The 25,192-nt window shown below is 44.1% G+C and carries 28 protein-coding genes and 1 tRNA gene; 24 read left to right on the top strand and 5 right to left on the bottom strand.

Annotation, left to right across the window (positions count from 1 at the left end; translation table 11 throughout):
* Positions 1-35: 35 nt before the first annotated feature.
* Positions 36-506: a transcriptional regulator ArgR gene (argR, locus tag LPW36_RS04940; protein ID WP_108901271.1), complete on the bottom strand. Its 471-nt coding sequence runs from the start codon at positions 504-506 to the stop codon at positions 36-38.
* Positions 507-794: 288 nt separating this feature from the next.
* Here argR and mdh point away from each other — a divergent pair, with 288 nt between their 5' ends.
* The gene (gene mdh / locus LPW36_RS04935) at positions 795-1,733 is read left to right on the top strand and encodes a malate dehydrogenase (protein WP_230608326.1); all 939 of its coding nucleotides are present in this window, start codon (positions 795-797) and stop codon (positions 1,731-1,733) included.
* 86 nt (positions 1,734-1,819) lie between these two features.
* On the opposite strand, the gene LPW36_RS04930 is transcribed toward mdh, so the two are convergent.
* Positions 1,820-2,077, bottom strand: a complete 258-nt coding sequence (locus LPW36_RS04930; protein WP_230608325.1) for a helix-turn-helix domain-containing protein — start codon at positions 2,075-2,077, stop codon at positions 1,820-1,822.
* Between the two features lie 605 nt (positions 2,078-2,682).
* Between LPW36_RS04930 and LPW36_RS04925 the strand changes: the two genes are divergently transcribed.
* Both LPW36_RS04925 and LPW36_RS04920 read left to right on the top strand, forming a co-directional pair.
* A complete protein-coding gene (locus tag LPW36_RS04925) occupies positions 2,683-3,063 on the top strand; it encodes a DNA-binding protein (protein WP_230608324.1) in 381 nt (126 codons plus the stop codon).
* Between the two features lie 28 nt (positions 3,064-3,091).
* Entirely contained in the window at positions 3,092-3,415 is a 324-nt protein-coding gene (locus LPW36_RS04920; RefSeq protein ID WP_230608323.1) for a DNA-binding protein, read from the top strand.
* A 105-nt stretch (positions 3,416-3,520) separates the two neighbouring features.
* On the opposite strand, the gene ispB is transcribed toward LPW36_RS04920, so the two are convergent.
* A complete protein-coding gene (ispB, locus tag LPW36_RS04915) occupies positions 3,521-4,492 on the bottom strand; it encodes an octaprenyl diphosphate synthase (protein ID WP_230608322.1) in 972 nt (323 codons plus the stop codon).
* Positions 4,493-4,763: 271 nt separating this feature from the next.
* Between ispB and rplU the strand changes: the two genes are divergently transcribed.
* The 5 genes from rplU (at position 4,764) to amyA (ending at position 9,428) form a co-directional block, all read left to right on the top strand.
* Positions 4,764-5,075, top strand: coding sequence for a 50S ribosomal protein L21 (gene rplU, locus LPW36_RS04910; protein ID WP_130590252.1), 312 nt, complete (start codon positions 4,764-4,766; stop codon positions 5,073-5,075).
* Positions 5,076-5,094: 19 nt separating this feature from the next.
* Positions 5,095-5,352, top strand: a complete 258-nt coding sequence (gene rpmA, locus LPW36_RS04905; RefSeq protein WP_230608321.1) for a 50S ribosomal protein L27 — start codon at positions 5,095-5,097, stop codon at positions 5,350-5,352.
* A gap of 202 nt (positions 5,353-5,554) precedes the next feature.
* A complete protein-coding gene (locus tag LPW36_RS04900; RefSeq protein ID WP_230608320.1) occupies positions 5,555-6,517 on the top strand; it encodes a DMT family transporter in 963 nt (320 codons plus the stop codon).
* 86 nt (positions 6,518-6,603) lie between these two features.
* The gene (gene cgtA, locus LPW36_RS04895; protein ID WP_230608319.1) at positions 6,604-7,785 is read left to right on the top strand and encodes an Obg family GTPase CgtA; all 1,182 of its coding nucleotides are present in this window, start codon (positions 6,604-6,606) and stop codon (positions 7,783-7,785) included.
* Positions 7,786-7,931: 146 nt separating this feature from the next.
* Positions 7,932-9,428 (top strand): alpha-amylase, encoded by a 1,497-nt coding sequence (gene amyA, locus LPW36_RS04890; RefSeq protein ID WP_230608318.1) that lies wholly within the window; start codon positions 7,932-7,934, stop codon positions 9,426-9,428.
* A 54-nt stretch (positions 9,429-9,482) separates the two neighbouring features.
* On the opposite strand, the gene dacB is transcribed toward amyA, so the two are convergent.
* Complete coding sequence (gene dacB, locus LPW36_RS04885; protein WP_230608317.1) at positions 9,483-10,922, bottom strand: serine-type D-Ala-D-Ala carboxypeptidase; 1,440 nt, start codon at positions 10,920-10,922, stop codon at positions 9,483-9,485.
* A 378-nt stretch (positions 10,923-11,300) separates the two neighbouring features.
* Here dacB and greA point away from each other — a divergent pair, with 378 nt between their 5' ends.
* Complete coding sequence (gene greA, locus LPW36_RS04880; RefSeq protein WP_230608316.1) at positions 11,301-11,777, top strand: transcription elongation factor GreA; 477 nt, start codon at positions 11,301-11,303, stop codon at positions 11,775-11,777.
* Positions 11,778-11,863: 86 nt separating this feature from the next.
* Here greA and yhbY read toward each other — a convergent pair whose 3' ends face one another.
* The gene (yhbY, locus tag LPW36_RS04875) at positions 11,864-12,157 is read right to left on the bottom strand and encodes a ribosome assembly RNA-binding protein YhbY (protein ID WP_130590258.1); all 294 of its coding nucleotides are present in this window, start codon (positions 12,155-12,157) and stop codon (positions 11,864-11,866) included.
* A 115-nt stretch (positions 12,158-12,272) separates the two neighbouring features.
* Between yhbY and rlmE the strand changes: the two genes are divergently transcribed.
* The 15 genes from rlmE to LPW36_RS04800 all read left to right on the top strand — a co-directional run bounded on the left by rlmE (position 12,273) and on the right by LPW36_RS04800 (position 25,123).
* The gene (gene rlmE, locus LPW36_RS04870; RefSeq protein ID WP_130590259.1) at positions 12,273-12,902 is read left to right on the top strand and encodes a 23S rRNA (uridine(2552)-2'-O)-methyltransferase RlmE; all 630 of its coding nucleotides are present in this window, start codon (positions 12,273-12,275) and stop codon (positions 12,900-12,902) included.
* A 47-nt stretch (positions 12,903-12,949) separates the two neighbouring features.
* On the top strand, positions 12,950-14,902 hold the full coding sequence (ftsH, locus tag LPW36_RS04865) for an ATP-dependent zinc metalloprotease FtsH (protein WP_168189577.1): 1,953 nt from the start codon (positions 12,950-12,952) through the stop codon (positions 14,900-14,902).
* Between the two features lie 191 nt (positions 14,903-15,093).
* Complete coding sequence (locus tag LPW36_RS04860; protein ID WP_230608315.1) at positions 15,094-16,041, top strand: hypothetical protein; 948 nt, start codon at positions 15,094-15,096, stop codon at positions 16,039-16,041.
* Between the two features lie 163 nt (positions 16,042-16,204).
* Positions 16,205-17,038, top strand: a complete 834-nt coding sequence (gene folP / locus LPW36_RS04855) for a dihydropteroate synthase (protein ID WP_108901286.1) — start codon at positions 16,205-16,207, stop codon at positions 17,036-17,038.
* Positions 17,039-17,045: 7 nt separating this feature from the next.
* The gene (glmM, locus tag LPW36_RS04850; RefSeq protein WP_230608314.1) at positions 17,046-18,386 is read left to right on the top strand and encodes a phosphoglucosamine mutase; all 1,341 of its coding nucleotides are present in this window, start codon (positions 17,046-17,048) and stop codon (positions 18,384-18,386) included.
* Positions 18,387-18,482: 96 nt separating this feature from the next.
* The gene (locus tag LPW36_RS04845) at positions 18,483-19,211 is read left to right on the top strand and encodes a glycoside hydrolase family 25 protein (protein ID WP_230608313.1); all 729 of its coding nucleotides are present in this window, start codon (positions 18,483-18,485) and stop codon (positions 19,209-19,211) included.
* Positions 19,212-19,309: 98 nt separating this feature from the next.
* Positions 19,310-20,134, top strand: coding sequence for a hypothetical protein (locus LPW36_RS04840; RefSeq protein ID WP_230608312.1), 825 nt, complete (start codon positions 19,310-19,312; stop codon positions 20,132-20,134).
* Between the two features lie 281 nt (positions 20,135-20,415).
* A complete protein-coding gene (gene secG, locus LPW36_RS04835; protein WP_130590265.1) occupies positions 20,416-20,745 on the top strand; it encodes a preprotein translocase subunit SecG in 330 nt (109 codons plus the stop codon).
* A gap of 51 nt (positions 20,746-20,796) precedes the next feature.
* Positions 20,797-20,883: transfer RNA gene (locus tag LPW36_RS04830), tRNA-Leu, on the top strand.
* 178 nt (positions 20,884-21,061) lie between these two features.
* Positions 21,062-22,360 (top strand): tyrosine-type recombinase/integrase, encoded by a 1,299-nt coding sequence (locus tag LPW36_RS04825; RefSeq protein ID WP_230608311.1) that lies wholly within the window; start codon positions 21,062-21,064, stop codon positions 22,358-22,360.
* Positions 22,361-22,517: 157 nt separating this feature from the next.
* Positions 22,518-23,531, top strand: coding sequence for a hypothetical protein (locus LPW36_RS04820; protein WP_230608310.1), 1,014 nt, complete (start codon positions 22,518-22,520; stop codon positions 23,529-23,531).
* 213 nt (positions 23,532-23,744) lie between these two features.
* A complete protein-coding gene (locus tag LPW36_RS04815) occupies positions 23,745-23,942 on the top strand; it encodes a helix-turn-helix transcriptional regulator (protein WP_230608309.1) in 198 nt (65 codons plus the stop codon).
* Entirely contained in the window at positions 23,942-24,355 is a 414-nt protein-coding gene (locus tag LPW36_RS04810; protein ID WP_230608308.1) for a hypothetical protein, read from the top strand. Before LPW36_RS04815 ends, LPW36_RS04810 begins: the two co-directional genes overlap by 1 nt.
* 13 nt (positions 24,356-24,368) lie before the next feature.
* The gene (locus tag LPW36_RS04805) at positions 24,369-24,938 is read left to right on the top strand and encodes a hypothetical protein (protein ID WP_230608307.1); all 570 of its coding nucleotides are present in this window, start codon (positions 24,369-24,371) and stop codon (positions 24,936-24,938) included.
* The gene (locus LPW36_RS04800) at positions 24,935-25,123 is read left to right on the top strand and encodes a DUF4222 domain-containing protein (RefSeq protein WP_230608371.1); all 189 of its coding nucleotides are present in this window, start codon (positions 24,935-24,937) and stop codon (positions 25,121-25,123) included. Before LPW36_RS04805 ends, LPW36_RS04800 begins: the two co-directional genes overlap by 4 nt.
* The last annotated feature ends 69 nt before the right edge of the window (positions 25,124-25,192 follow it).

Raw genomic sequence — 25,192 nt, 5'->3', positions numbered from 1 at the left:
GCCTTCTTCGGAAGGCCTTAGTTCTTTTAGCGGAATCAGAGTTCCTGCTCAAATAAATCAAGAATAGCTTCGTAAAGCTGCTCTACGCTAAACCCCCTAGCTGGAGTAGTAAAAATTGTGTCATCTCCGGCGATAGTACCGAGAATACCCTCTGATTTACCAATTGAGTCGAGTAATCGGGCCAGAAGCTGTGCAGCACCCGGACTGGTACGGATTACTACCAGAGCATCATTGTAATCAATATCCAGAATCAAATTTTTTAATGGGCTGGTTGCCGTTGGCACACCCAGCTCAGTTGGCAGGCAGTACACCATTTCCATTTTAGCGTTACGAATTCGCACTGCGCCAAACTTAGTGAGCATACGGGAGACTTTAGACTGATTAATGTTCTCAAAACCTTCGTCCTGTAAGGCCTGAACTATCTCTCCCTGAGAACTGAGTTTTTCTTCTTTTAACAGCGCTTTAAACGCCTTCACCAAATCATCTTGTTTTGTTGGGCTTCGCATCTTGCACCGTCGATAGTTGGATAACAATACCAGTATTATGAATAAAAATGGCTAAGTACTCAAAAGTCTTTACTCATTGTTGTGATTAAAATGCATTTAATTCCCGATTCTCACGACCATAATGTTTTTAATTACCTATTTATGTGACCAAAATGTTTTTAATTAATTATTCTTTGCAGCATATCTCAATCTTAAACCTAAGGATTGGTGATTATACTCACTATCCTCTAAGCTTGATGTTGCATTTTAGTTACACATCAAAATAAGCAAAAACAAAAGGAGTAATGAATGAAAATTGCAGTTCTTGGCGCTGCCGGTGGTATTGGTCAGGCTTTAGCCCTGTTACTGAAAACGCAACTTCCTGCGAATTCTGAGCTATCACTCTATGATATCGCGCCGGTTACTCCGGGAGTTGCCGTTGATTTAAGTCATATTCCTACAGCAGTTAAAGTCACCGGTTTTAGCGGTGAAGATGCAAAACCAGCTCTGCAAGGCGCTGATATTGTTTTAATTTCTGCAGGTGTTGCCCGTAAGCCAGGTATGGACCGTTCCGATTTATTTAATATTAATGCGGGTATTGTTCGTAATCTGATCGAGCAGGTAGCTCAGGTATGTCCGAAAGCCTGTATTGGTATTATTACCAATCCAGTGAATACCACTGTTGCTATTGCCGCTGAAGTATTGAAGAAAGCGGGTGTTTATGACAAAAATAAACTGTTTGGTATTACTACTCTGGATATTATCCGTTCTAATACTTTCGTTGCAGAACTGAAAGGCAAATTACCTGGTGATGTGGAAGTTGCCGTGATTGGCGGCCACTCAGGGGTAACTATTCTGCCTCTGTTATCACAAATTCCTGGCGTAAGCTTTACCGATGCTGAGATAGAGTCGCTGACTAAGCGTATTCAAAATGCAGGTACAGAAGTGGTTGAAGCTAAAGCCGGCGGCGGGTCCGCAACGTTGTCAATGGGGCAAGCCGCAGCTCGTTTTGGTCTGTCATTACTGCGCGGATTGCAGGGTGAAAAAGGTGTTGTTGAATGTGCCTATGTTGAAGGTGACGGTAAATATGCCCGCTTCTTTGCGCAGCCGTTAGTATTAGGTAAAAATGGTATCGAGAGCAGAAAAGAGATCGGCACATTAAGCGCATTTGAACAAAAAGCGCTCGATTCAATGCTGGACGTACTGCACAAAGATATTGAGTTAGGTGAAAAATTCATTCAGGGATAATTTTCTCTTAGGATGAGCTGTATCAGACCGCTACCGAAACTATTTCGCTAGCGGTTTTTTTTGACCTGCTGCTGCCTCTATCACTATCAAGTATGTTCGTGTTTATCAGAATATAATTGATTGATTTTTGTTTTTAAATATCGGCTGGGCCAAATTTCAGAAGGGTGTTTTTCCAATGCATCTGCGATGAGCCTTTCTCCCTTGGGCCATGGACGGACAAGAGCATTGGCTAAAGTAGATGAACTTAGACCAGATTGGCGTGATAAAGCTGCTAATGTTGTGCCTCTTTTACGTAAGGCGGCAATGATATCTGCAGAATGCCAATCTTCTTTCCTTGAAATCATTCAACGTCTCCTTTTAAAGTCAGTATAAACTTGTTGTTTATAATGGGATGGATTACACAATATCTCTTGACGATATTGATTTTTTAATAAAATTAATGTCAACAAATTTCTCAATATAATTCAAATGATTTATTTTTATTGAACGGGGAATATTTTATTATGATTGGCGGGGCGCATGATTTAGTGACTTGTTTTTTAACATAATTAAACCTGAACTTTTTTTATTTTCTTAACTTGTTTATTAAAAATAATTTATTGATTCAATTAAATTGTTTTTAAATAAGACTGTTATGTCTTTTACGGTCACAAATATCATAAAAACACCATTTTTTAAAATATTTCGTTTATTATCAGTTTGTTGAAAAAATGAAAGCAACGCATAAGATGCATGTTTGCAACGCATGTTTTCGTATTAAAATACAAAGCCCAACATTAAATAAACTATTCTTTTATTTAATCAACTAACATAAACTACTTACTAGTTTATATACTCTGATTGAGATTTATCAGAGATATGGATTTGTTTACTTCTTTATTGTTTTTTTCAGGAGAGTAAGAAGTAACTGGGACCAGTAGGAATATTGGAATAAAGGGATGGTTTTTTTATGAAAAAAGAATGGTTTTCAACAAGTGAGTTAACCGGAATAGCTGGGCTACCCTCAACCATTCAGGGAATTAATCAAAAAGCACGCCGTGAGCAATGGAAAAGTCGTAAACGCACCGGCGTACAGGGTAAGGCTCTTGAGTACCACATTGATAGCATTCCGGATAAAGTCAGGATTGTGCTTCGTAGCCATGAGGAAGGCGCGAAGTATAGTGCAATGGTTAATGATCCTTTTGCCATTTGGGTGACTGCCTACAACCAACTGACGCCGACCGAACGTGAAAGAATTATCTCTTTGATTGTTCGTCATGGAATTTCAGGGTTAATGGATAAAGTGAATATGTATACCGTTGAGCCTGTTGAAGTAGAAGAAGTTTGCTGAGTTAGCACTTTTGATATTAGGTGGCGCAATGAAGAAAGAATGGTTTTCGACCAGAGAATTGGCTGGCGTAGCTGGATTACCTGGCACCATTCAGGGTATTAATCAAAAAGCCCATCGGGAGAAGTGGGAAAGCCGTAAACGCACGGGCGTTCAGGGCAAAGCTTTGGAGTATCATATCAATAGTGTCCCTGAAAAGGTTCAAATTGCATTGCAGGCTAAAGAGAATGGAATGCAATTTGATGCTATGGCAAATGATTCCTTAGCGATCTGGATAAGTGCGTTTCACCAGTTAACGCAAACAGAGCGGGAGATTATTATCTCTCTGATCATGAGGCAGGTATCGCTGGATTAATGGCGAAAGTTAATTTGGATAATGGCAGTGATGATGCCCCGCAGAGCTGATATAACCAACCGGTTAAATCAGCTCTGTGAATCGTTGAGGTTATCTGGTGTTAAATCAGGTGTCCCGGTGTACGGACAGGCGAGCCAAAGATTCCAGCGCTGTTTTATAAGGTGTATCCGGCAAGCAGGCTAAGGCAGCAATGGCTTTATCAGCTTCTTCTTCAGCACGTTGTTGCGTATAAGTCAGCGAACCACACTGGTTCATCGTCTCCAACACTGATTCTAATAAATGACGTCCATTTCCCTGTTCAATGGCTTCACGAATTTGAGCTGCACTTTCGGTTGGTCCATTGCGCATAGCGTGAAGTAACGGCAATGTTGGTTTGCCTTCGTTCAGATCGTCTCCCAGGCTTTTGCCCAGTTTTGAGCCGTCCGCGCTGTAATCCAGCAGATCATCAATCAACTGGAATGCGGTACCAATATAACGTCCGTAGTCCTGTAGTGCCTTTTCCTGTTCTGGCGTTGCGCCTGCCAGTATTGCTGAAGCCTGAGCTGCGGCCTCAAAAAGCCGTGCAGTTTTGCTGTAAATCACCAGCATATAGTTTTCTTCGGTAATATCAGGATCGTTACAGTTCATCAATTGCATGACTTCGCCTTCAGCAATGACGTTAGTCGCTGATGACATCAACTTTAAAATTTCTAATGAACCAAGGCTGGTCATCATTTGAAAAGAACGGGTATAGATGAAATCGCCGACTAATACGCTGGCAGCATTACCAAATGCCGCATTGGCCGTAGCTTTCCCTCTGCGAAGATCGGATTCATCAACCACATCATCATGAAGCAAGGTTGCGGTATGAATGAACTCAATTAAAGCCGCAGAAGTGATATGCCCATCCCCCTGATAACCCAACGCGCGAGCAGCGAGAACGGCAATCATAGGACGAATGCGCTTCCCACCACCACCGATAATGTAATGCCCGAGTTGATTGATTAACACAACGTCGGAATCTAACTGGGCTAGTATTGCGGCATTGACTGCAGCCATGTCCTTTTCTGCTAACTGGGTGATTTTTTCAATATTCATAGCGTCAATTGTAATATTATGATTTTGATAGTAAGAGCCATCCACTAGCGCAGCAAAATGAACGCAGGGTCGGGGAGATTGTACTCGAAAAATAGCATAGATGAATGCCATTAAAAGTGCTTATTTATTTTCTTCTAATTCTTCTCTTATTCTGAGCTTGTAAACGGTAAGTTTTTTGCGTAGAATTCGCGCCCTATTATGAATATTTTATAGCGCACTCTAATAACACTATATTTAGCTGGAAGTGAGTGTGCGGAAATGCGGAGTTAATATGTACGCGGTTTTCCAAAGTGGTGGTAAACAACACCGAGTAAGCGAAGGTCAAACTGTTCGCTTGGAAAAGCTGGACATCGCAACTGGTGAAACTATTGAGTTTGATCAGGTGATGATGATTGCTAATGGTGATGACGTTAAAATCGGCGTTCCATTTGTAGATGGCAGCAAAATTAAAGCAGAAGTTGTGGCGCACGGTCGTGGCGATAAAGTTAAAATCGTTAAGTTCCGTCGTCGTAAACACTACCGTAAGCAGCAGGGCCACCGTCAGTGGTTTACTGATGTTAAAATCACTGGTATCAGCGCTTAAGGTTTAGGAGAGCGGATAAATGGCACATAAAAAGGCTGGCGGTTCCTCACGAAATGGCCGCGATTCTGAAAGTAAACGTTTGGGCGTAAAACGTTTCGGCGGTGAATCAATTCTGGCAGGTAACATTCTGGTTCGTCAACGTGGTACTAAATTCCACGCGGGTACCAATGTTGGTTGTGGTCGCGACCACACCCTGTTTGCTTTAATTGACGGTAAAGTCAAATTTGAAGTAAAAGGCCCAAATAATCGTAAATTTATAAGCATCGTTGCTGAATAATTTTTCGATAGCTAAATCGATCCAAGCCCTGCAATGATTATTGCGGGGCTTTTTATTTTCAAAATGTGTTACTTTATACAGGCAGCTAAAGTAGCTGGTGAGGATTTGGTTAGCTAAAGCGCCGTACCTGATAGATTATCAAGCGTCCATCGGTTAGATACAGTTAAGAGCAGAAGTGCTGCTCTGGAGCCTCCGGAAAGAAATGTCGCAAGTTAAGCAGAGTATGGCATTAGGCATAACATTTGCCCTGATCACCGCCGTGTTATGGGGTGTAGTGCCTATCGCGATGAAACAAGTTCTTCCGGTAATGATGCCTTATACCCTGGTATGGTATCGCTTCTCAATTTCAGCACTGGGATTAGGGCTAATATTAGCGATGCAGCGAAAGTTGCCTCGTTTAAGTCTGTTTCGTCGTCCCCGCTGGTTGGTGTTGCTGTTAATAGCAGCGGTAGGGTTGGCTGCTAACTTTGTTTTCTTTAGCTCGGCGTTACAGTATTTGAGTCCGACTGCTTCGCAGGTAATAGGCCAGCTTTCCCCGGTTGGGATGCTGTTTGCCAGCGTACTTATTCTTAAAGAGAATATGCGGGTCACTCAGATTATTGGTGCCGCTATGCTGATTGTGGGTTTGATACTGTTTTTTAATACTAACCTGATTGAGATTTTTACCCGCCTGACGGATTACACCCGGGGAGTTTTATTAGGCGTGTGCGCATCTCTGGTTTGGGTGAGTTATGGTGTTGCGCAAAAGGTATTACAGCGGAGGCTATCGGCCTCTCAGATTCTGTTTTTACTCTATGTGTTAAGCACTATTTTTGTGACTCCGTTGGCGGATCCGGCGGAGATTTATCAACTGAATAGTTGGCAACTAGCCTGTTTAGCCTTTTGTGGCTTAAACACGCTGGTTGCTTATGGTGCGCTGGGCGAGGCGATGGCGCGCTGGCAAGTGGCTCAGGTGAGTGCATTGATCACCCTGACGCCGCTGTTTACTTTATTATTTTCTGATTTATTAGCGTTGATGTGGCCGGATATGTTCTCCAGCACCGTGCTAAATATACTTGGATATAGCGGCGCATTCATTGTAGTAATGGGCGCCATGTTTTCCGCTGCGGGTCATCGATTATTTCCCCGGCGGTCAGAGAAAAACTCCGGTTTACCCCTGAAATAATACATTTTTTATCTATCAGACAAGCACAGGCTTGTTGATGGGAAAGTGTGTGGATAAACCAAACTGATAAATTACGGAGACAGTGAATGAAATTCGTTGATGAAGCCGTCATTCGCGTTGAAGCTGGCGATGGTGGTAATGGTTGTGTCAGTTTCCGCCGCGAAAAATATATACCTAAAGGCGGACCAGACGGCGGCGACGGCGGCGACGGCGGCGACGTTTTCATGATAGCTGATGAAAACCTGAACACCTTGATTGATTATCGCTTTGAAAAATCATTTCGTGCCGAGCGCGGGCAAAATGGTCAAAGCAAGGCCTGTACCGGCCGCAGAGGTTCCGACATCACCATTAAAGTGCCTGTCGGTACACGTATTCTGGATCAGGGAACGGGAGAAGTGCTGGGTGATTTAACGCGTCATGGGCAAAAACTGATGGTAGCCAAAGGGGGGTTCCATGGGTTAGGGAACCTGCGTTTTAAATCTTCGGTGAACCGTACTCCGCGTCAAAAAACCAGCGGTACGCCGGGTGATAAGCGTGAGCTATTGCTGGAACTGCTGCTGTTAGCTGACGTAGGAATGTTAGGGTTACCTAATGCCGGTAAATCGACGTTTATTCGAGCGGTTTCTGCTGCCAAGCCGAAAGTGGCTGATTATCCGTTTACCACGCTGGTACCTAGTCTGGGCGTTGTACGTATGGATAGCGAACAGAGCTTTGTGGTGGCAGATATCCCCGGTTTGATTGAAGGTGCTTCCGATGGTGCCGGTTTAGGCATTCGTTTTCTTAAGCATCTTGAGCGTTGTCGGGTATTGTTACACCTGATTGATATTGCTCCCATCGATGAGTCAGACCCGGTAGAAAATGCTCACGTTATTGTCAATGAACTGAATCAGTACAGCGAAAATCTGGCGGATAAACCGCGTTGGTTAGTGTTCAATAAAGTGGACCTGGTTGACGAAGAAGAAGCACAGCAAAGAGCTAAAACTATTGCGGATGCATTAGGTTGGGAAGGTAAATATTATCTGATCTCTGCTGCGAATCGCGAAGGCACTACGGCACTTTGTTGGGATGTCATGTCATTCCTGAATGCACATCCTAAAACAATGGCTATCGAAGAGAAATCGCCGGAGAAAGTCGAGTTTATGTGGGATGACTATCATCGTACTCAGTTGGAAGAACCAAAACCTCATGTAGATGACGAGGAAGACTGGGATGACGACGATTGGGATGAAGAAGACGATGATGGTGTTGAAATCGTTTATGAACGCTGATTAATCTTCTGCTAAACCTATAAAGGCTGCCTGTTACGGCGGCCTTTTTTACATCTGAACTAAAATTGTCTATGGTTTAAACAGCCGTTTGCTAAATCGATTCTATGATTTGGCCGTTGTTTTATCAGTCGGAGAATCGGACAGCCATGAAGAAAGCGACCATATTGCAGTTTTTCCACTGGTATTATCCAGATGGTGGCAAATTGTGGCCAGAAGCGACGGAGCGGGCATCCGCGCTGGCAGAGATGGGAATTACAGCCGTATGGTTGCCTCCGCCTTATAAAGGGGCTTCCGGTGGTTATTCGGTTGGTTATGACAGCTATGACCTGTTCGATTTAGGTGAGTTTGAACAGAAGGGAAGTCGTGCAACCAAATACGGTGATAAAGAGGAACTGCTCAAGGCGGTTAATACGCTGAAAGAAAATGGGCTGGAAGTGTATCTTGATGTGGTGTTAAACCATAAAATCGGCGCTGATGAAACTGAACAGATACAGGTTTCCCGGGTGGATCCTGACGATCGAAATATTATCTCTTCTGAAGTGATAGAAGCGCGCGCCTATACCCGTTTTACCTTTCCCGGCAGAAAAAATACCTACTCAGAATACATATGGGATTTCCACAGTTTTAACGGCGTGGACTACCTTGAGGAGCCCAGAGAAGAGGGAATCTTCAAAATTGTTAATGATTACACTGACGATGGATGGGGCGATGAGGTCGACAGTGAAAACGGTAACTATGACTACCTGATGGGTGCCAATATTGAATTTCGTAATCCGGCGGTGATGGAAGAACTTAAACGCTGGGTAACCTGGCTGATGGAAACCGTTCCCAGCGATGGTTTCAGATTAGATGCGGTTAAGCATATTCCCGCATGGTTCTTTAAGCAGTGGCTGGACCATGCACGCGGAACGGTTCAGCGGGATTTATTTACCGTAGCGGAGTACTGGTCTCACGATCTGGCAACATTGCAGAACTATCTGGAACTGGTTGACGATAAGCTGATGCTGTTTGATGCCCCACTGCATCTTAATTTTCATCATGCATCGCAGCAGGGGAAGGCTTTCGATCTCAGTAAAATCTTTGTTGATACGCTCACTGAAGCGGATGCAGAACATTCAGTCACTTTGGTTGCTAACCATGATACCCAGCCTTTACAGGCGCTGGAAACGCCGGTTGAGCCATGGTTTAAGCCATTAGCCTATTGTTTAATTTTATTGCGGGAACAGGGGGTACCTTGCATTTTCTATCCTGACCTGTTTGGTGCCAGTTACCGGGATAAAGGTCATGATGGCAAAATGTGCCGGATTGAGATGCCTGCAATTCGCGAAATTCCTCTGTTGATTCGCGCCCGCCAGCGTTTCGCCAATGGCCAACAGACGGATTATTTTGATGCTCCGGACTGTATTGCATTTGTCCGTGAAGGGACGGCTGAAGAGCCGGGCTGTATCGTAGTGCTGTCAAATAGTGCTGAAAACAGTAAATCAATAGAACTGGGTGAGAAATTAGCCAATAAACAGTATCAGGATTATCTCGGCATTCGACAGGAGATTGTAGTCACTGATGAGCAGGGAAAGGCCGTATTTCCGGTTAATGCCAGTAGCGTTAGCGTTTGGGTATTAAAAGAGTTTATGGGAAAAGAGTGAAGCAATCCGCCTGCTTGTGATTCAGGCAGGCGGGTTTAGCGTGATAAAAATTGGCTAGTTGCTATTGTACAGATCCCGATATAGCGTACTTTCAAAGTTTGCCAGTGTGGCTTTGCGGCCGGAACGATCTTGTGGTGACATGGCATAACTGGAAAGGAACTGAACAAAAGCGACTTTTTCTCCATTGGCGGTAGTCATAAACCCGGCCAGATTATAAACACCCTGTAATGCCCCCGTTTTGGCTGACACTTTACCTTCCAAACCTGCATCTTTAAAACCGCTGCGTGCGCGTAACGTTCCATCCTGCCCTGCGGTTGGTAGCATAGAAATAAAATCCAGTTGCTTATCATTACGGGCAATGTACTGCAAAATTTGCATCATGGTATCTGCTGAAATCAGATTATGGCGTGACAAACCAGAGCCGTCCGCAATCACCGTGTTGCCAATATCAATACCGGCCTGTTGGCGCAATACCAGCCGAACCGCGCTGGAGCCAGAACGCCAGGTACCCGGTAAATCGTATTGTTTATTACCCATAGTACGGAAAACCGTATCGGCAATCATATTGTCTGAGCTTTTCAGCATCACTTTTAGCAGGTCATGTAGCGGCGCGGACTGATTTTGGGCTAATACTTTACCTGAACCAGCGCGAGTGGTTTGGTAGCGAATTGCGTTACCAATCTGAATACCCGCTTGTCTTAGCTCATTCTTCACGATTTGAGCCGCATATTCATTACCGTCCTGAACGGCAAATGACAAAGTAACCGGCTTGTCCTGATGAGTGAGACAGCCGGTCAGGGTATAACGCAGGTTTTCACCGGCAGTAACGTCAAATTCACAGAAGCGAGCATTTGGCGAGTTTCTTGAATAAGAACGCACCTGACTGCTGACCTGTACCGGGAAGTAAGAAGCAACCTGCACTGTCGCTATACCGCCTTCCTGTTTGGACGTTTGTAATGCGACAGAGAAGCAGTTTTTATCAATAATGGCGGCCGATGGTGGAGCACTGAAGCACTGAGTCATATCATTCCATGACCATCCGGGCGCTTTGTCATGGCTGGCAAATACCGAGGTATCTATTACCAGACTGCCTGATACCTGACGGATCCCCTGTTGTTTAAGGGACTGAATCATTGAACGCACTTGTTGGCTTTTCAGCGTTGGATCGCCGCTAAAACGAACAATCAGATCGCCATTTAACATGCCATTACTGACTGAACCCGAACCTTCAATGGTGGTGGTGAAACGGTAATCCGCACCTAACTGCAACAGTGCCGCCAGCGCAGTGACAACTTTTTGTGTACTGGCCGGTAGCGTTAGCTGTTTGTCCTGATAATCGATTGAAGGGGTGGATGCACCAACTTTCTGTACCATCAAAGAAAGATTGGCACCTTCAGGTAATAGCTGAGTGTATTGTTCTATTTGTTGCGTGGCTTGTGCACCAGTAATAACCAGTGAACAGGCGATTCCGCTGAAAACATTCAATAAGCGCATAGTGAAAAATGACCTGCTTTTCTGCATGAAAAAATGATTACCCAACGCTGTTTGATATCAATAAATCAGTAATACGCTCAGGGCAAACGTCTGTTTAATGAGTAGTATATCATTATTTGAACGGCTAATTTATTCACTTGTTATTATCGCCAGTTTATCGATCTCCGTCGGGAGAATAAAAGTAAACGATGACCCCAATGCAACTCTAAGGTAAAATAGCACTTATCTATGACATCTTGTTTGGTCTGGCTAAGTTATTCCGGACCGGGCGTTTTTTGCTTATAAAAGCAGTGGGAGTCACCGACTGCTATAGGTTGATTATTATATAAATCACTGATTATTTGAGAGTGACAGGTGATTTGAGAGGGATACATAAGTATGCGACAAATTCCGATGACGTTACTGGGCGCAGAAAGGCTGCGTGAAGAGCTGGAACATTTAAAAGGTGTACGTCGACCAAAAATTATTGCTGATATCGCTGAAGCAAGAGCACACGGTGACCTGAAAGAGAATGCTGAATATCATGCAGCGCGTGAACAGCAAGGTTTCTGTGAAGGGCGCATTCAGGAAATTGAAGCTAAACTGTCTAATGCACAAGTGATTGATATTACCAAGATGCCTTACACCGGCCGGGTGATTTTTGGTGCGACAGTTAAAGTGATGAATCTGGAAACAGAAGAAGAGGTTGTCTATCGTATCGTAGGCGATGATGAAGCAGATTTTAAACAAAACCTGATCTCTATTAACTCGCCGATGGCCCGTGGTCTGATTGGTAAAGAAGCCGACGATGTCGTAGTGATTAAAGCACCGGGTGGTGATATCGAGTTTGAAATTCTGAACGTCGAATATCTTTAATCATCAGCCAGATTTACACCGGTCGTTATTTGACCGAGTGTAAAGAAATGAAAAAAGGCGACAATTATCACCTTTTTTCATCAAACTTAACGTGGCAGGCTGATTTTTTTGTCTTTACTGGCTCGATAGAGCACTAAAACACTACCGATCACCTGCACATTGTTAGCGCCAGTTTCACGAGCGATCGCGTCTGCAATCAATTGTTTAGTTTCACGATCTTCCGTTGATATCTTTACTTTGATGAGTTCATGATGCTCTAAAGCATGCTCAACTTCAGCGAGAACGCCTTCAGTGAGACCGCTTGCACCTACCATGACAACCGGCTTTAACGGGTGCGCTAAGCCTTTAAGGTGCTGTTTTTGCTTATTAGATAGATTCATTTTCTTTACGTCAGTTTGGGGTTGGGGGTTGAAAACGGTGTATTCTACCGCCATCTGATAGTTATCACCAAGGTTTGGTGTAAAACCTGATATTAAGTTATGGTTGGAATACCACATGGGTAATAAAAAGCGTTCAGCCAGTTCAACGCGCTGGTTACAAGAACACTTTAATGACAAATATGTACAACAGGCGCAGAAAAAGGGGCTACGTTCCCGCGCATGGTTTAAACTGGATGAAATACAGCAAGCAGATAAACTGTTTAAACCGGGTATGACTGTTGTTGATTTAGGAGCTGCTCCGGGCGGCTGGTCGCAATATGTTGTGACACAAATTGGTAACATAGGTAGAGTAATTGCGTGTGATATTTTACCAATGGATCCAATTGCCGGGGTCGATTTCCTTCAGGGCGACTTTCGTGATGAGATGGTGCTAAAGGCTTTGCTTGAACGTGTCGGTGACAGTAAAGTTCAGGTAGTTATGTCTGATATGGCGCCAAATATGAGCGGTACTCCTGCCGTTGATATTCCCCGGGCGATGTATCTGGTTGAATTGGCGTTAGACATGTGTAAAGACGTGCTGGCACCAGGTGGAAGTTTTGTGGTTAAGGTCTTTCAGGGGGATGGATTTGATGAGTATTTACGAGAAATCCGGGCCCTGTTTAAAACAGTGAAGATCCGTAAGCCCGATGCTTCACGATCTCGTTCACGTGAAGTATACATTGTAGCGACTGGGCGCAAACTATAGTACCCTAACGCGTATTGTTAACACCATTGTAATATGAGGTTAATTCCTTGAGTGATATGGCAAAGAACCTAATTCTCTGGTTAGTCATCGCCGTTGTACTGATGACCGTATTTCAGAGTTTCGGGCCTAGTGAGTCGGGTGGACGCCGAATTGATTATTCGACGTTCATGACGCAGGTTAGTAATAATCAGGTCAGCGAAGCTCGGATAAGTGGACGCGAAATACAGTATAAAACGCAGCCAGATAACGCGTCTCATACAACATATATGCCAACAGAAGATCCGCTGCTGCTGAGTCTTCTGCTGAAAAATAATGTTAAAACCGTTGGTGAACCACCAGAACAACCAGGATTCCTGCAACAGGTCTTTATTTCCTGGTTCCCAATGTTGTTGTTGATTGGCGTATGGATCTTCTTTATGCGTCAGATGCAAGGCGGTGGTGGTAAAGGTGCGATGTCCTTTGGTAAGAGCAAGGCACGCATGCTAACGGAAGAGCAAATTAAAACCACTTTCGCTGACGTTGCCGGTTGTGATGAAGCGAAAGAAGATGTTAGTGAGTTAGTGGAATTCCTGAGAGATCCGAGCCGCTTCCAGAAACTGGGCGGTAAGATTCCGAAAGGTATTTTGATGGTGGGGCCTCCGGGTACCGGTAAAACCTTACTGGCAAAAGCGATTGCCGGTGAGGCGAAAGTGCCATTCTTTACTATCTCGGGTTCTGACTTCGTTGAAATGTTTGTGGGTGTGGGTGCTTCCCGTGTTCGTGATATGTTCGAACAGGCGAAGAAAGCTGCACCTTGTATTATCTTCATCGATGAGATCGATGCGGTAGGTCGTCAGCGTGGGGCTGGTTTAGGCGGTGGTCACGACGAACGTGAACAGACGCTGAACCAAATGCTGGTTGAGATGGATGGTTTTGAAGGCAACGAAGGCGTTATCGTCATTGCTGCAACCAACCGTCCAGACGTTCTGGACCCTGCATTACTGCGTCCGGGCCGTTTCGACCGTCAGGTTGTTGTTGGCCTGCCAGATGTTCGTGGTCGTGCACAGATTCTGAAAGTGCATATGCGCCGCGTGCCGGTATCTCCGGATGTAGACGAGTCTGTAATTGCCCGTGGTACTCCAGGATTCTCCGGTGCTGATTTGGCTAACCTGGTTAACGAAGCCGCTCTGTTTGCTGCACGTACTAACAAACGCGTGGTATCGATGGTTGAGTTTGAAAAAGCCAAAGATAAGATCATGATGGGTGCTGAACGTCGCTCTTTAGTGATGACCGAAGAGCAGAAAGAGTCTACGGCATACCATGAAGCAGGACATGCGATTATTGGTCGCTTAGTGCCGGAACACGATCCGGTACATAAAGTTACCATTATTCCTCGTGGTCGTGCGCTGGGCGTGACGTTCTTCTTACCGGAAGGCGATGCCATCAGTGAAAACCGCCAGAAGCTGGAAAGCCGTATTTCAACGCTGTATGGCGGTCGTTTAGCTGAAGAATTGATTTATGGGCCGGCAAAAGTCTCTACCGGTGCTTCTAACGATATTAAAGTTGCTACCTCTATCGCCCGTAACATGGTGACTCAGTGGGGCTTCTCTGAGAAGTTAGGGCCTCTGTTGTATGCAGAAGAAGAAGGCGAGGTTTTCTTAGGTCGTTCAGTATCGAAAACCAAACATATGTCTGATGAAACTGCACGTATTATCGACCAGGAAGTTAAGCTGCTGATTGAACGTAACTATCAGCGTGCAAGAGAAATCCTGGAAGCCAATATGGACATCATGCATGCGATGAAAGATGCGCTGATGAAGTATGAAACTATCGATGCGCCACAAATTGATGATTTGATGGCTCGCCGTGAAGTTCGTGCTCCGGCGGGTTGGGATGATGCGCAGAGCGGTGGAACTAAACCACCGGCCAGCAATACTCAGCCACCCGTAACGCCAGAAGAGAAACCTGCATCACCAGAATTCAGCAAGACTGATGAACCAAGTGATAAACCAGCGGTTTAATCTGTGTAAATAAATGCTAACGGCTCCCAAACGGGGGCCGTTTTTTTTATCTCAAAAATATTAATCCAGAATACAACATCTCTTTTGATGTGTGCTATTGTCTGGTGCTTTCTCAGTGGTTTGAACACACCTTTGGCTGCTGCGGTGCTATTCAAGGGATAGTTTTGATTTTATGGAGTGAAATGATAACGATGAAGATGTTTCGATTAATAGCAACGGTATTATTGACCGGCTGCACTTTTTTAAGTGCGGCTCAGGCGGCAGAACGTATTCCAGGCACCTCAGTCTCTATTGAACCACCTGCTGGTTTTTCATTGTCCAAACAGTTTACCGGATATATGAATGAAGTTGTCGGCGCGTCTATTATGGTCAATGAGATGCCAGCCCCTCTGGAAGAGATTAAACACTCGTTTATTCCTGACCTGATGAAAACTGAAGGTGTTCGTCTGCTGGGAACTGAAGAAGCTGTCAGTCACGAGCATAAAGTCTGGTTATATAAAATTGGTCAAACCGCGAATAATCAACAATTCAATAAATGGATATTACTTCAGGGAGACAGTAAGCGCTCGCTGATGTTAGTGGGTACTTATCCCGCAGCTGAAGAAGCGAAACTGGGTGATGCCATTAAGCGTTCGCTGATCGGCATGGAGCTGGCGCAGGGAGAAGAAGGCAAACTGAATCTGGATGCGCTGGGCTATTCTATACAGGAATCCGATAATCTTAAGATTGTTCGCCGGGTTAATAACATGCTGATATTAAGCCTGCCTGGCGATGCGGCTCCAGCTCCGGCGGCGGCAGGTGTTCAACCGATGATGGTCATCGCTTCGTCATACAGTAAGGCTGCGATTGGCGATCTGGTGGCTTTCAGCGAAAAGCACATGATGAATACGGCTTCTCTGATTGAAATTGCGGTGCAGAAAGAGAGTATTAAATTGGTTGATATAAACGGTCATCATGGTGTTGAGCTATTGGCTAATGCAGAAAATGCAAAGAATCATGAGCCAATGAAGGTCTATCAACTGATCGTTGAATCTGATGGCACTTATTATGTGATTAAGGGGCTGGTTAAGGCCGAACAAAGTGAACAATATTTACCTGAGTTCAGAAAGATCGCTGAGAGCCTAAAAATTACCGGTTAACTATTTTCATTTCCCAGGGCAGGGAGTTGGAACGGAATGTTCATCCCTGCCTCTGTTCTGGTATATTCTAATCGCCTTATTAAATTTGTAAGTATCTGCTCACTTATCCCAGAGCAGGTATCCGCACGACAGTCATGTCTTATTAAGTCTTAAGGAATTCATCATGAAGTTAGAAAGTAGGGGATTAACGTTAGATCTCAATTACCCTCAGGTGATGGGAATTCTCAACGTAACGCCTGACTCCTTTTCTGACGGAGGTCGTTACCGCCAGATAGAAAACGCTCTGCGTCATGCCAATGAGATGATTCAGGCAGGGGCAACCATTATTGATATTGGCGGTGAGTCTACACGCCCCGGCGCAGACGAAGTTCCAACGGATGAAGAGCTTGAGCGAGTTATTCCGGTTGCGGAAGCCATAGCAAAAAATTTTGAAGTATGGGTATCTGTAGATACTTATAAGCCCGAAGTTATGAGAGAATCTCACCGGGTTGGCGTTCATCTGATTAATGATATCCGGGCACTGCAAGAGCCGGGGGCGTTAGAAGTTGCAATAGAGTCCGGACTGCCCGTATGTCTGATGCATATGCAGGGTATGCCCAGAACCATGCAACATGAACCCCAATATACTAATGTGGTGTCTGAAGTTGATGCTTTCTTTACTGAGCACATTACCCGCTGTGTTAACGCCGGTATGGACAGAGAGAAGATATTGCTCGATCCGGGATTCGGCTTTGGCAAGAACTTGAGGCACAATTACCAGTTATTAGCCCATCTGTCAGATTTTCACCATTTTGGCCTTCCACTTCTGGTTGGAATGTCTAGGAAGTCGATGGTTGGGCAATTATTAAACGTTCCACCCGAGCAGCGGGTTATTGGCAGCATAGCCTGTGCAACAATCGCCGCGATGCAGGGGGCACAAATTATTCGTGTTCACGACGTAAAAGAAACCGCTGAAGCAATGCGAATTGTTGAGGCAACACTTTCTGCAAAGGAATAAAGATAACATGAGCGGCGATCGTAAATATTTTGGTACAGATGGCATTCGGGGCAAAGTAGGTGATCATCCAATTACGCCAGAGTTTGTGCTTAAGCTTGGTTGGGCGGCCGGTAAAGTTTTAGCCCGCCACGGTTCGCGTAAAATCATTATCGGTAAAGATACGCGTATTTCTGGCTATATGCTGGAGTCTGCTCTGGAGGCGGGCCTGGCTGCGGCGGGGCTTTCTGCTTCGTTTACCGGCCCAATGCCAACACCGGCAGTCGCTTATCTGACCCGCACTTTCCGTGCGGAAGCGGGTATTGTTATTTCTGCTTCTCATAACCCTTATTACGATAACGGCATCAAGTTCTTCTCTATTGACGGTACAAAGCTACCGGACGAAGTGGAAGAAGCTATCGAAGCCGAAATGGAAAAGCCACTGACTTGTGTTGAGTCAGCTGAATTGGGTAAAGCCAGCCGTATTAATGATGCCGCCGGTCGTTATATTGAGTTCTGCAAAGGTGGATTCCCGAGCGAGCTTAGCCTGAGTGAATTAAAGATCGTGGTCGATTGTGCGAATGGCGCTACTTATCATATCGCTCCAAGCGTACTACGTGAGTTAGGCGCTAATGTCATTACTATTGGCTGCGATCCTGATGGTATGAACATTAATGAGAAATGTGGTGCGACGGATGTTCGTCTGCTGCAAGAGCGTGTCGTGGCTGAAAAAGCGCATCTTGGCATCGCATTTGATGGTGACGGCGATCGCGTGATTATGGTTGACCATCAGGGCAATAAAGTCGATGGCGATCAGATCATGTATATCATCGCCCGCGAATCCTTACGTCAGGGTCAGCTTAAAGGCGGCGCCGTTGGTACACTGATGAGTAACATTGGTCTGGAACTGGCATTAAAACAGCTGGGTATTCCATTTACCAGAGCGAAAGTGGGCGACCGCTACGTGCTGGAAAAGATGCTGGAGCTTGGCTGGACCATCGGTGCTGAAAACTCAGGTCACGTTATCCTGTTAGATAAGACAACCACCGGAGACGGTATTGTTGCAGCACTGCAGGTACTGGCAGCTATGGCCCGTAACCATATGTCTCTGCACGATCTATGCAGCGGTATGAAACTGTTGCCTCAGGTTCTGGTTAACGTTCGTTTTGTTGGTCAACATGACCCTCTGGCGAATGAAACTGTGATGCAGGTGACTGCCGAGGTAGAAAAAGAGCTGGAAGGTCGTGGTCGTGTGCTGTTACGCAAATCAGGAACCGAACCATTAATTCGCGTGATGGTTGAAGGGGAAAATGACGAAGAGGTTCTGCGATTGGCTAACCGTATCGCAGATGCAGTGAAAGCTGCGGGTTAATCTGTATTCAGATATGAGTTACAACAAAGGGCGGAAATATTTCCGCCCTTTGTTTAACTATGAACAGGCAATGGTAAGCAAGGAAGTGGTACATCCATGTATAAGCTAATCAGGAAAGCACTCATTATATTCTCCGGCTTAATGATTGCCGGATTGCTGCTGATATACGGATTGTACAGTGGTTATATCAGATTCAATTACCCATCGCTTTCTGAATACCCGGTTCAGGGCATTGATGTATCTCACCATCAGAATGAAATTAACTGGCAGCAGGTAGACAGAGAAAGGGTTCGCTTCGTTTTTATTAAAGCAACGGAAGGCGGTGATTTTAAAGACAAGTCTTTTGCTGTTAACTGGCAACGCGCAGGTGAACAAGGGTTTGTGGTAGGGGCTTATCACTTTTTTACCTTTTGCAGATCGGGTCAAGATCAGGCGCTAAATTTTATTGAAACCGTGCCCAAAGTGGCTAATACCTTACCTCCGGTCATTGATTTGGAATATGGTGGTAATTGCCAGTTAACCATAGAAAAACAGCAGGTACTGGCGGAAATAGCAGTACTTATTGAGCGACTGGAAACGTTTTATCAGAAGAAACCCATTTTATATGTCACTCAGGAATTCTTTGATGATTTTCTCGTAGGGCAATTTGAACAGAGCCCACTTTGGATTAGAAACATATACCGCCGTCCGGTTTTGAAAGATCAACGCCCCTGGCTGTTCTGGCAATATGCAAACCGTGGTCGCTTAGAGGGAATTGAAACCGTTGTCGATCTCAACACGTTCCATGGAACAAAAGAAGAGTTTGAAACACTCATTAAGAATTGAAATTAATTGATTTACATAATTTATAGTTATTGTTAGAAACTATTTTTCGATGATAGAATCCTGCGCAACGGAATAACAACAACAACCGCAGGGTAGCAATGATGACAACGCGCTTTTTTATCACTGGTTCTTTAATCGCGATAGTCGCATTTATCCTCTCTCCTTTTTCTTATGCCTTAAATTCCTATAACAGTTTAACTGCGGAAGAGAATGCTATCTTCTCTGCAAATTTGGTGTTAACCGAGAACGCTAGCCACTCTATATTTCCTCCTGATTATCGGGTGAAAAAGTTAGAAGAAGTCACCCATCAAAATGGTGAATGGGTAAGCACCAGTTGGATTGATTATGATATTTCAGGCAATCTGACGGCTTTTGAGCGACACGAAAAAAATCGACGCGGTGAGTCCGTAACCAAAATCTATAAGAACAAAGAAGGGCACTGGATAAAGTGCATTAAATGGCTGATGGATGGTAAAGAGTCTGATATAGGTAAAGTTATTATCCGCTATTTGAGCGACAGACAGGGAAGAATTGTTCGCAGTGAATTAATGAATAGCGAATGGGGTCGTGAGTATGTCTATAATGATAATGCTCAACTGAGTGAAGTCGTTGAAAAACAAAACACGGGATACGATAGTGGTAAAAAGTATACGGTTAAAAAGTACTATTATAATTCAAAGGGATTTTTAGCCCGCAGGGACTTTAAAGCCAGCCGAAATAATTTTGTTTCTACCTACTACTTTGACTATAACGATAAATATATTTTGCAACGTATTGTGAGTGAGGTTACTGCTTATTCGACCCAAAAGCGTCGGGCTGAAAAGTATTACACTGACTACGACCAAAACTACAATTGGTTACAGGCGGAGTGGGGCACTGAGGATAATAAATTTATCCAGAACCGCACTATCGTATACTACTAGACAGAATTATTGCTGTTCCCGGTGCTCAGGGTAAAACCTGTGAAATGTTGCCATCCGGAATGGTATTGTTTAACAAACCGATGCAAATATCCGATCGGGTGTTGGTTTTTTCTGCAAATACGCATTGACTGTGAAAATGCACTTGCACCTCTTTCTGGCTTTAGTTAGTATTCACACCCGCTCCGGTCGGGTATAATAAGTGACATCATTCAACATGAATTACTCCGATAACGGGTTAAAGCTTTAGCACGGGATTATCCCGCAAGGATAAAGGCAAGAATATGTACGAAGCGCTTCTTATTGTTTTCCTGTTGGTAGCCATCGGTCTGATTGGCCTGATCATGCTGCAACAAGGTAAAGGTGCTGATATGGGCGCCTCTTTTGGTGCCGGTGCATCTGCGACTTTATTTGGTTCCGGCGGTTCAGGTAACTTCATGACCCGAACCACAGCAATTTTGGCCGCGCTGTTTTTTGTTATCAGCCTGGCGCTGGGTAACCTGAGCACACATCAGGACAAAAAAGTCGGTGAATGGGATGATCTGAGTACCCCGGTAAAAACTGAGCCAGCTAAACCAGCTCCTCAGACCCCAAGCAGCGACATCCCTCGCTAAGGGATAAAGAGTAATAAATGGCAGGGTTGCCCTGTCATTTTGTAATGTAGTGCCGAGGTGGTGGAATTGGTAGACACGCTACCTTGAGGTGGTAGTGCCCGATTGGGCTTACGGGTTCAAGTCCCGTCCTCGGTACCAATATCAAATAAAGAGACGTCTACGGACGTCTTTTTTTATGCCTGAAATCCAGTAATTACGGGCTTTCTCTGTCTATTGAGGTGCTTTGACGTCTATTGCCATATACATCTGAATGACGGTATATTTGACGGTATCTCCGGTTAGGTAAAAAAATATACCGTCAAAAAGGGGCGTATGCATGGCATTGACTGACGTTAAGGCAAGGACAACTAAAGCAACTGATAAGCCACAGAAGTTAGCTGATGGTGGTGGTATGTATTTGCTCGTTAACCCCAGCGGTTCTAAATATTGGCGTTTCGATTATCGGTATGAGGGTAAGAGGAAAACTTTAGCTATAGGTGTTTACCCCGATGTGTCATTGGCTGATGCGAGAAAACGAAGAGATTCAGCCAGAGAGTTATTGGCGGCAGGTATTGACCCAAGCGAGAAGAAAAGAACTGATAAAATTGAATCAGGCGTGACTTTTGAGTGTGTAGCTAAACAATGGCACTCTTATACTGCGAATAAAACTAAGAAATGGGGAAAGGACACCGCGAGGATTACGTTAAATCGGCTTGAAAATCATATATTCCCCCATATTGGTAATCAGATAATATCAAAGTTAGCCGCCCCTTATTTATTAGCTCCGCTTAGGTGTGTTGAGGAAAGGGATAATCTTGATATGGCAGGGCGTTTAAAGCAGAGCGTAACTGCCATAATGCGCTACGCCGTCCAGAATGGAATCATTACTCATAATCCCGCCAATGATTTAAGTGGCGCGTTGGCTACCAGACCAGCCAAACACTATCCTGCCCTACCATCAAATAGAATCCACGACCTGTTAAGCAGAATTGATAACTATCAGCAAGGGCGTGAACTGACCAAGCTAGCGATAAAACTTAACCTATTGGTATTTATTCGCTCTAGCGAGTTGCGGTTTGCTCGTTGGAAAGAGATAGATTTTGCTAATTCATGCTGGATTATTCCGGCAGAGAGAGAAGAAATAGCGGGCGTTAAGTTTTCACACCGAGGCTCAAAAATGCGGACTGACCATTTAGTGCCGCTGAGTAAGCAGTCGATCCAGATATTAAGACAGATACAGGAAATTAGCGGTGAGCATGAATTAATTTTTATTGGTGACCGTTATCCTGACAAACCTATGTCGGAAGGAACGATTAATAAAGCCTTGCGGAATATGGGCTATGACACCAAAACAGAAGTTTGCGGGCATGGTTTTCGAGGTATGGCATCCAGTGCGCTGTATGAGTCTGCTTTATGGGCAGAGGATGCGATAGAACGTCAGATGAGCCATATGGAGCGTAAGAAAGTTAAGGGTGCATATACAGAGAATGCTAAATTCATTGAGCAGCGTAACGCGATGATTCAGTGGTGGGCTGATTATCTGGATGCAAACAGGGAACAGCCAATTACACCGCATGACTTTGCTCATACTAATAACGGAAATGTGATACACGGCTCATTTGGTAAACGAGCTTAAACTGGATGAATAGACAGTGGTAAACTATAGTAGACGTTGATTTATGCATATAATGAATTGAAAGAACAAGGTTATGCCTAGGCTCGCTACCGAAAATCAGTACACCTCTACTGACTGGCATAATCTCTACTGAATAATAGAGGGCGTGAGGTGGCGTGTGGATAATATATTATCAGAAAGCTGGTTTTCGAAAAATGATTTTACAGTGGAAGAGGCTGCGTTATTGTTGGTTAATGAGGACCCATTAGATATTGAAAGAATAGATAATCTGAAACATATGAATTTTGAAAAATGGAAGGCGGCTATGAATTATCTTAGCCAAATGATGATGGATATACGCAGAGGCAAATTACAGACTACTTATCTTATAGTTTTGAACATGAATGAAAACGGTAAAGTAATTGGTGATGAGATAGGATGTGATGTAAATCGCCATAAACCGATGGCGAAGAACTTAACAAGTATCGATCTTGATTCTTTTTATCAATGGGCTATAGCATACCAAATATCTAATGTTAGCTTTTTTCAATTAAGAATGCCTGATGAAGATAAACTTATGTCTGCATGGGATTTTATATCTTCATTTGAATCAAGCATTAACGATACAGCAAAATCATTATGTAAGTTAATTAGGGATAATAATATATTCCTATATGAGGTTGATCCTGCTCATGGAGTCCATCCTTATTCATCTTCAAGACATAAAACAGCTTTTGAGGCATTAGGTCTTGTTGCTAGCGGAGTAGCTATTGCTTGGCGTGGATGTACTCAGGATCCCTTTTTTGAACGCGTACCATCTACGCTTTGGTACTCAGATGAAGGCATTAAATTTGCCTATGAGCGTATAAGATTTGATAAATACCAAATTGAGCAAAACCTAACCATGCATTCTGAGTATGAAAACACAGTATCTTGGTCTGAATTTGCAGGTAAAGAAACCTCGTTAATGTTTATTGCTGGTCTGGCGATAGCTTTAGAAAAATCATCACCAGGATTTAAGCATGGCTGTAAAATGAATAAAAGTGCCATTGCTAATGCCGCAATAAAAGCTATCAATGATTATGGAATCGGGACAGAGATAAACCCGAAGACATTAACGAATCTCATTAATGTAGCTTTGAAAAATCATGTTCCTAATTTGAACTCACCCTCCCAAGGAGAAAGTAAATAATTTAATGACAACTTCTAAAAGTTACATCACAACGCCAATGGCTTCTAAATGGTATAAAAAACAACCAAATTAGCAGACAAAAACTTCCAAAACGGCAAAAGTGGCTCTTCCAACTATTTGCATCCAACTTCCACATGTAACCATTTAAATTTGCTGAAATATCCCTGTTATCTCAACGTCCATCCGCGACAATAAACAGAAACAGGGGAATACATGTCACAGTCACTTATTCGCTTATCAGAAGTTCAACGCCGTACGGGTTATAGCAAGGCGTGGATTTATCGCCTTATCAGCCAAAAACGCTTCCCTCAATCTGTAAAGATTGGCACTCGTTCCATTGCGTTTATTGAAAGTGAAATAAACGAATGGATTAATCAACGAATCGCTGAATCACGCGGGGAGGCTGCATAATGAAAAACCGCCCGTTACAGGCGGCTAATCAGAACATCAACGCCTCTGATAATACTGCCATCCATGAGTTAAAACCAGCACCTAAAAAACACCGCGCCCGACTGTATATGCTGCGAACAGGTATTAATGGTTTCACTGAAAATGAAATCCTGTATTACTGCCGGTTATCATCTGGCCGGAATTATGCCACTGAGTTAGAACGCCGTTGTGCTATTCGTCTGGAGCGGTTAGAAGAACGTAACCCTGATGGTATAGGTTCACACTACCGCTACCGACTGGTAAGCCGTGATGACGCTCAAAGAGTGATTAATCTGATTAATGCCAGAGCGACTACAGCCGGTTATTCCGCATTAACCCAGGGCGAAATAAACGATATTCTGAGCTTATATCCTGACGACAATCTAGCCGCCTAAAAGGTATTCAAATATGACAATTAAAAAATCTGGCAATAGCCGGAACGGATACCCCTATGCCCAAAACTCGGGGCGCGATATTCCAGCTATGAATGATGATGGTTATTTATTGGCATTAAATCGCGCCGGGGCATGGAAAGAATATACCCGTCGAAATAACGGTAATTCATTATCCACATTTGCTGTTCAGGTATGTCCGAATAAACGCAAAGCCTTACCCTTGTCGATTAAAAATGATGCTGAATTTAGCCGGTTTATGACTCGTTTAGGCTATATCCAGATTCGTACTCGTAAGATTACCGGATATAAAAAATCATTCTGGCTATATCGTTCATCTGGTAAGGAGTTAGCAGCAGATAAGGGGGTATGTCCACAAATATCCTCACCCTGCAAGGCTCACAGCGTAGTTGTGCAGGTATCATCTATACCTCAAAAAGCCTTTAAGCTGGTGGCTTTAGATGGTAAATGGCTCCACGTCTACGATGACCATGTGTGCTTCCTAACCAAAAAACGCATTCGGGTTGATGGTAAGCAGGTTCAGGGGTACACCGCGAGAGGGTTAACCGTGGAGGTGATGGCATAAGCTGCATACCTATAGTTAATCAGTGTTATACCGATAAACACGGACATCTTGTAACGGTCAGAAGTGTAGTTAATAGCCGCGTGTCATTCATCCGTGAGGGATATGAATTTCCCTGCGTCCAGTCAGTGGAAAGATTCAGTGAGGAATTTACTATCTGGAAGGAGACTGATGATGTTAAGCGCTAATCCTTTATTAAAGCCAAAGAAGGTTATTCCGACATCGTTACGTGAGATACGGGAAGATTTTATTGGGGT

Source organism: Limnobaculum eriocheiris (assembly GCF_021010575.1).
GTDB lineage: Bacteria > Pseudomonadota > Gammaproteobacteria > Enterobacterales > Enterobacteriaceae > Limnobaculum > Limnobaculum eriocheiris.
Note: the sequence above shows the minus strand (reverse complement) of the source record. Positions and strands in the feature narration are given on the sequence as shown.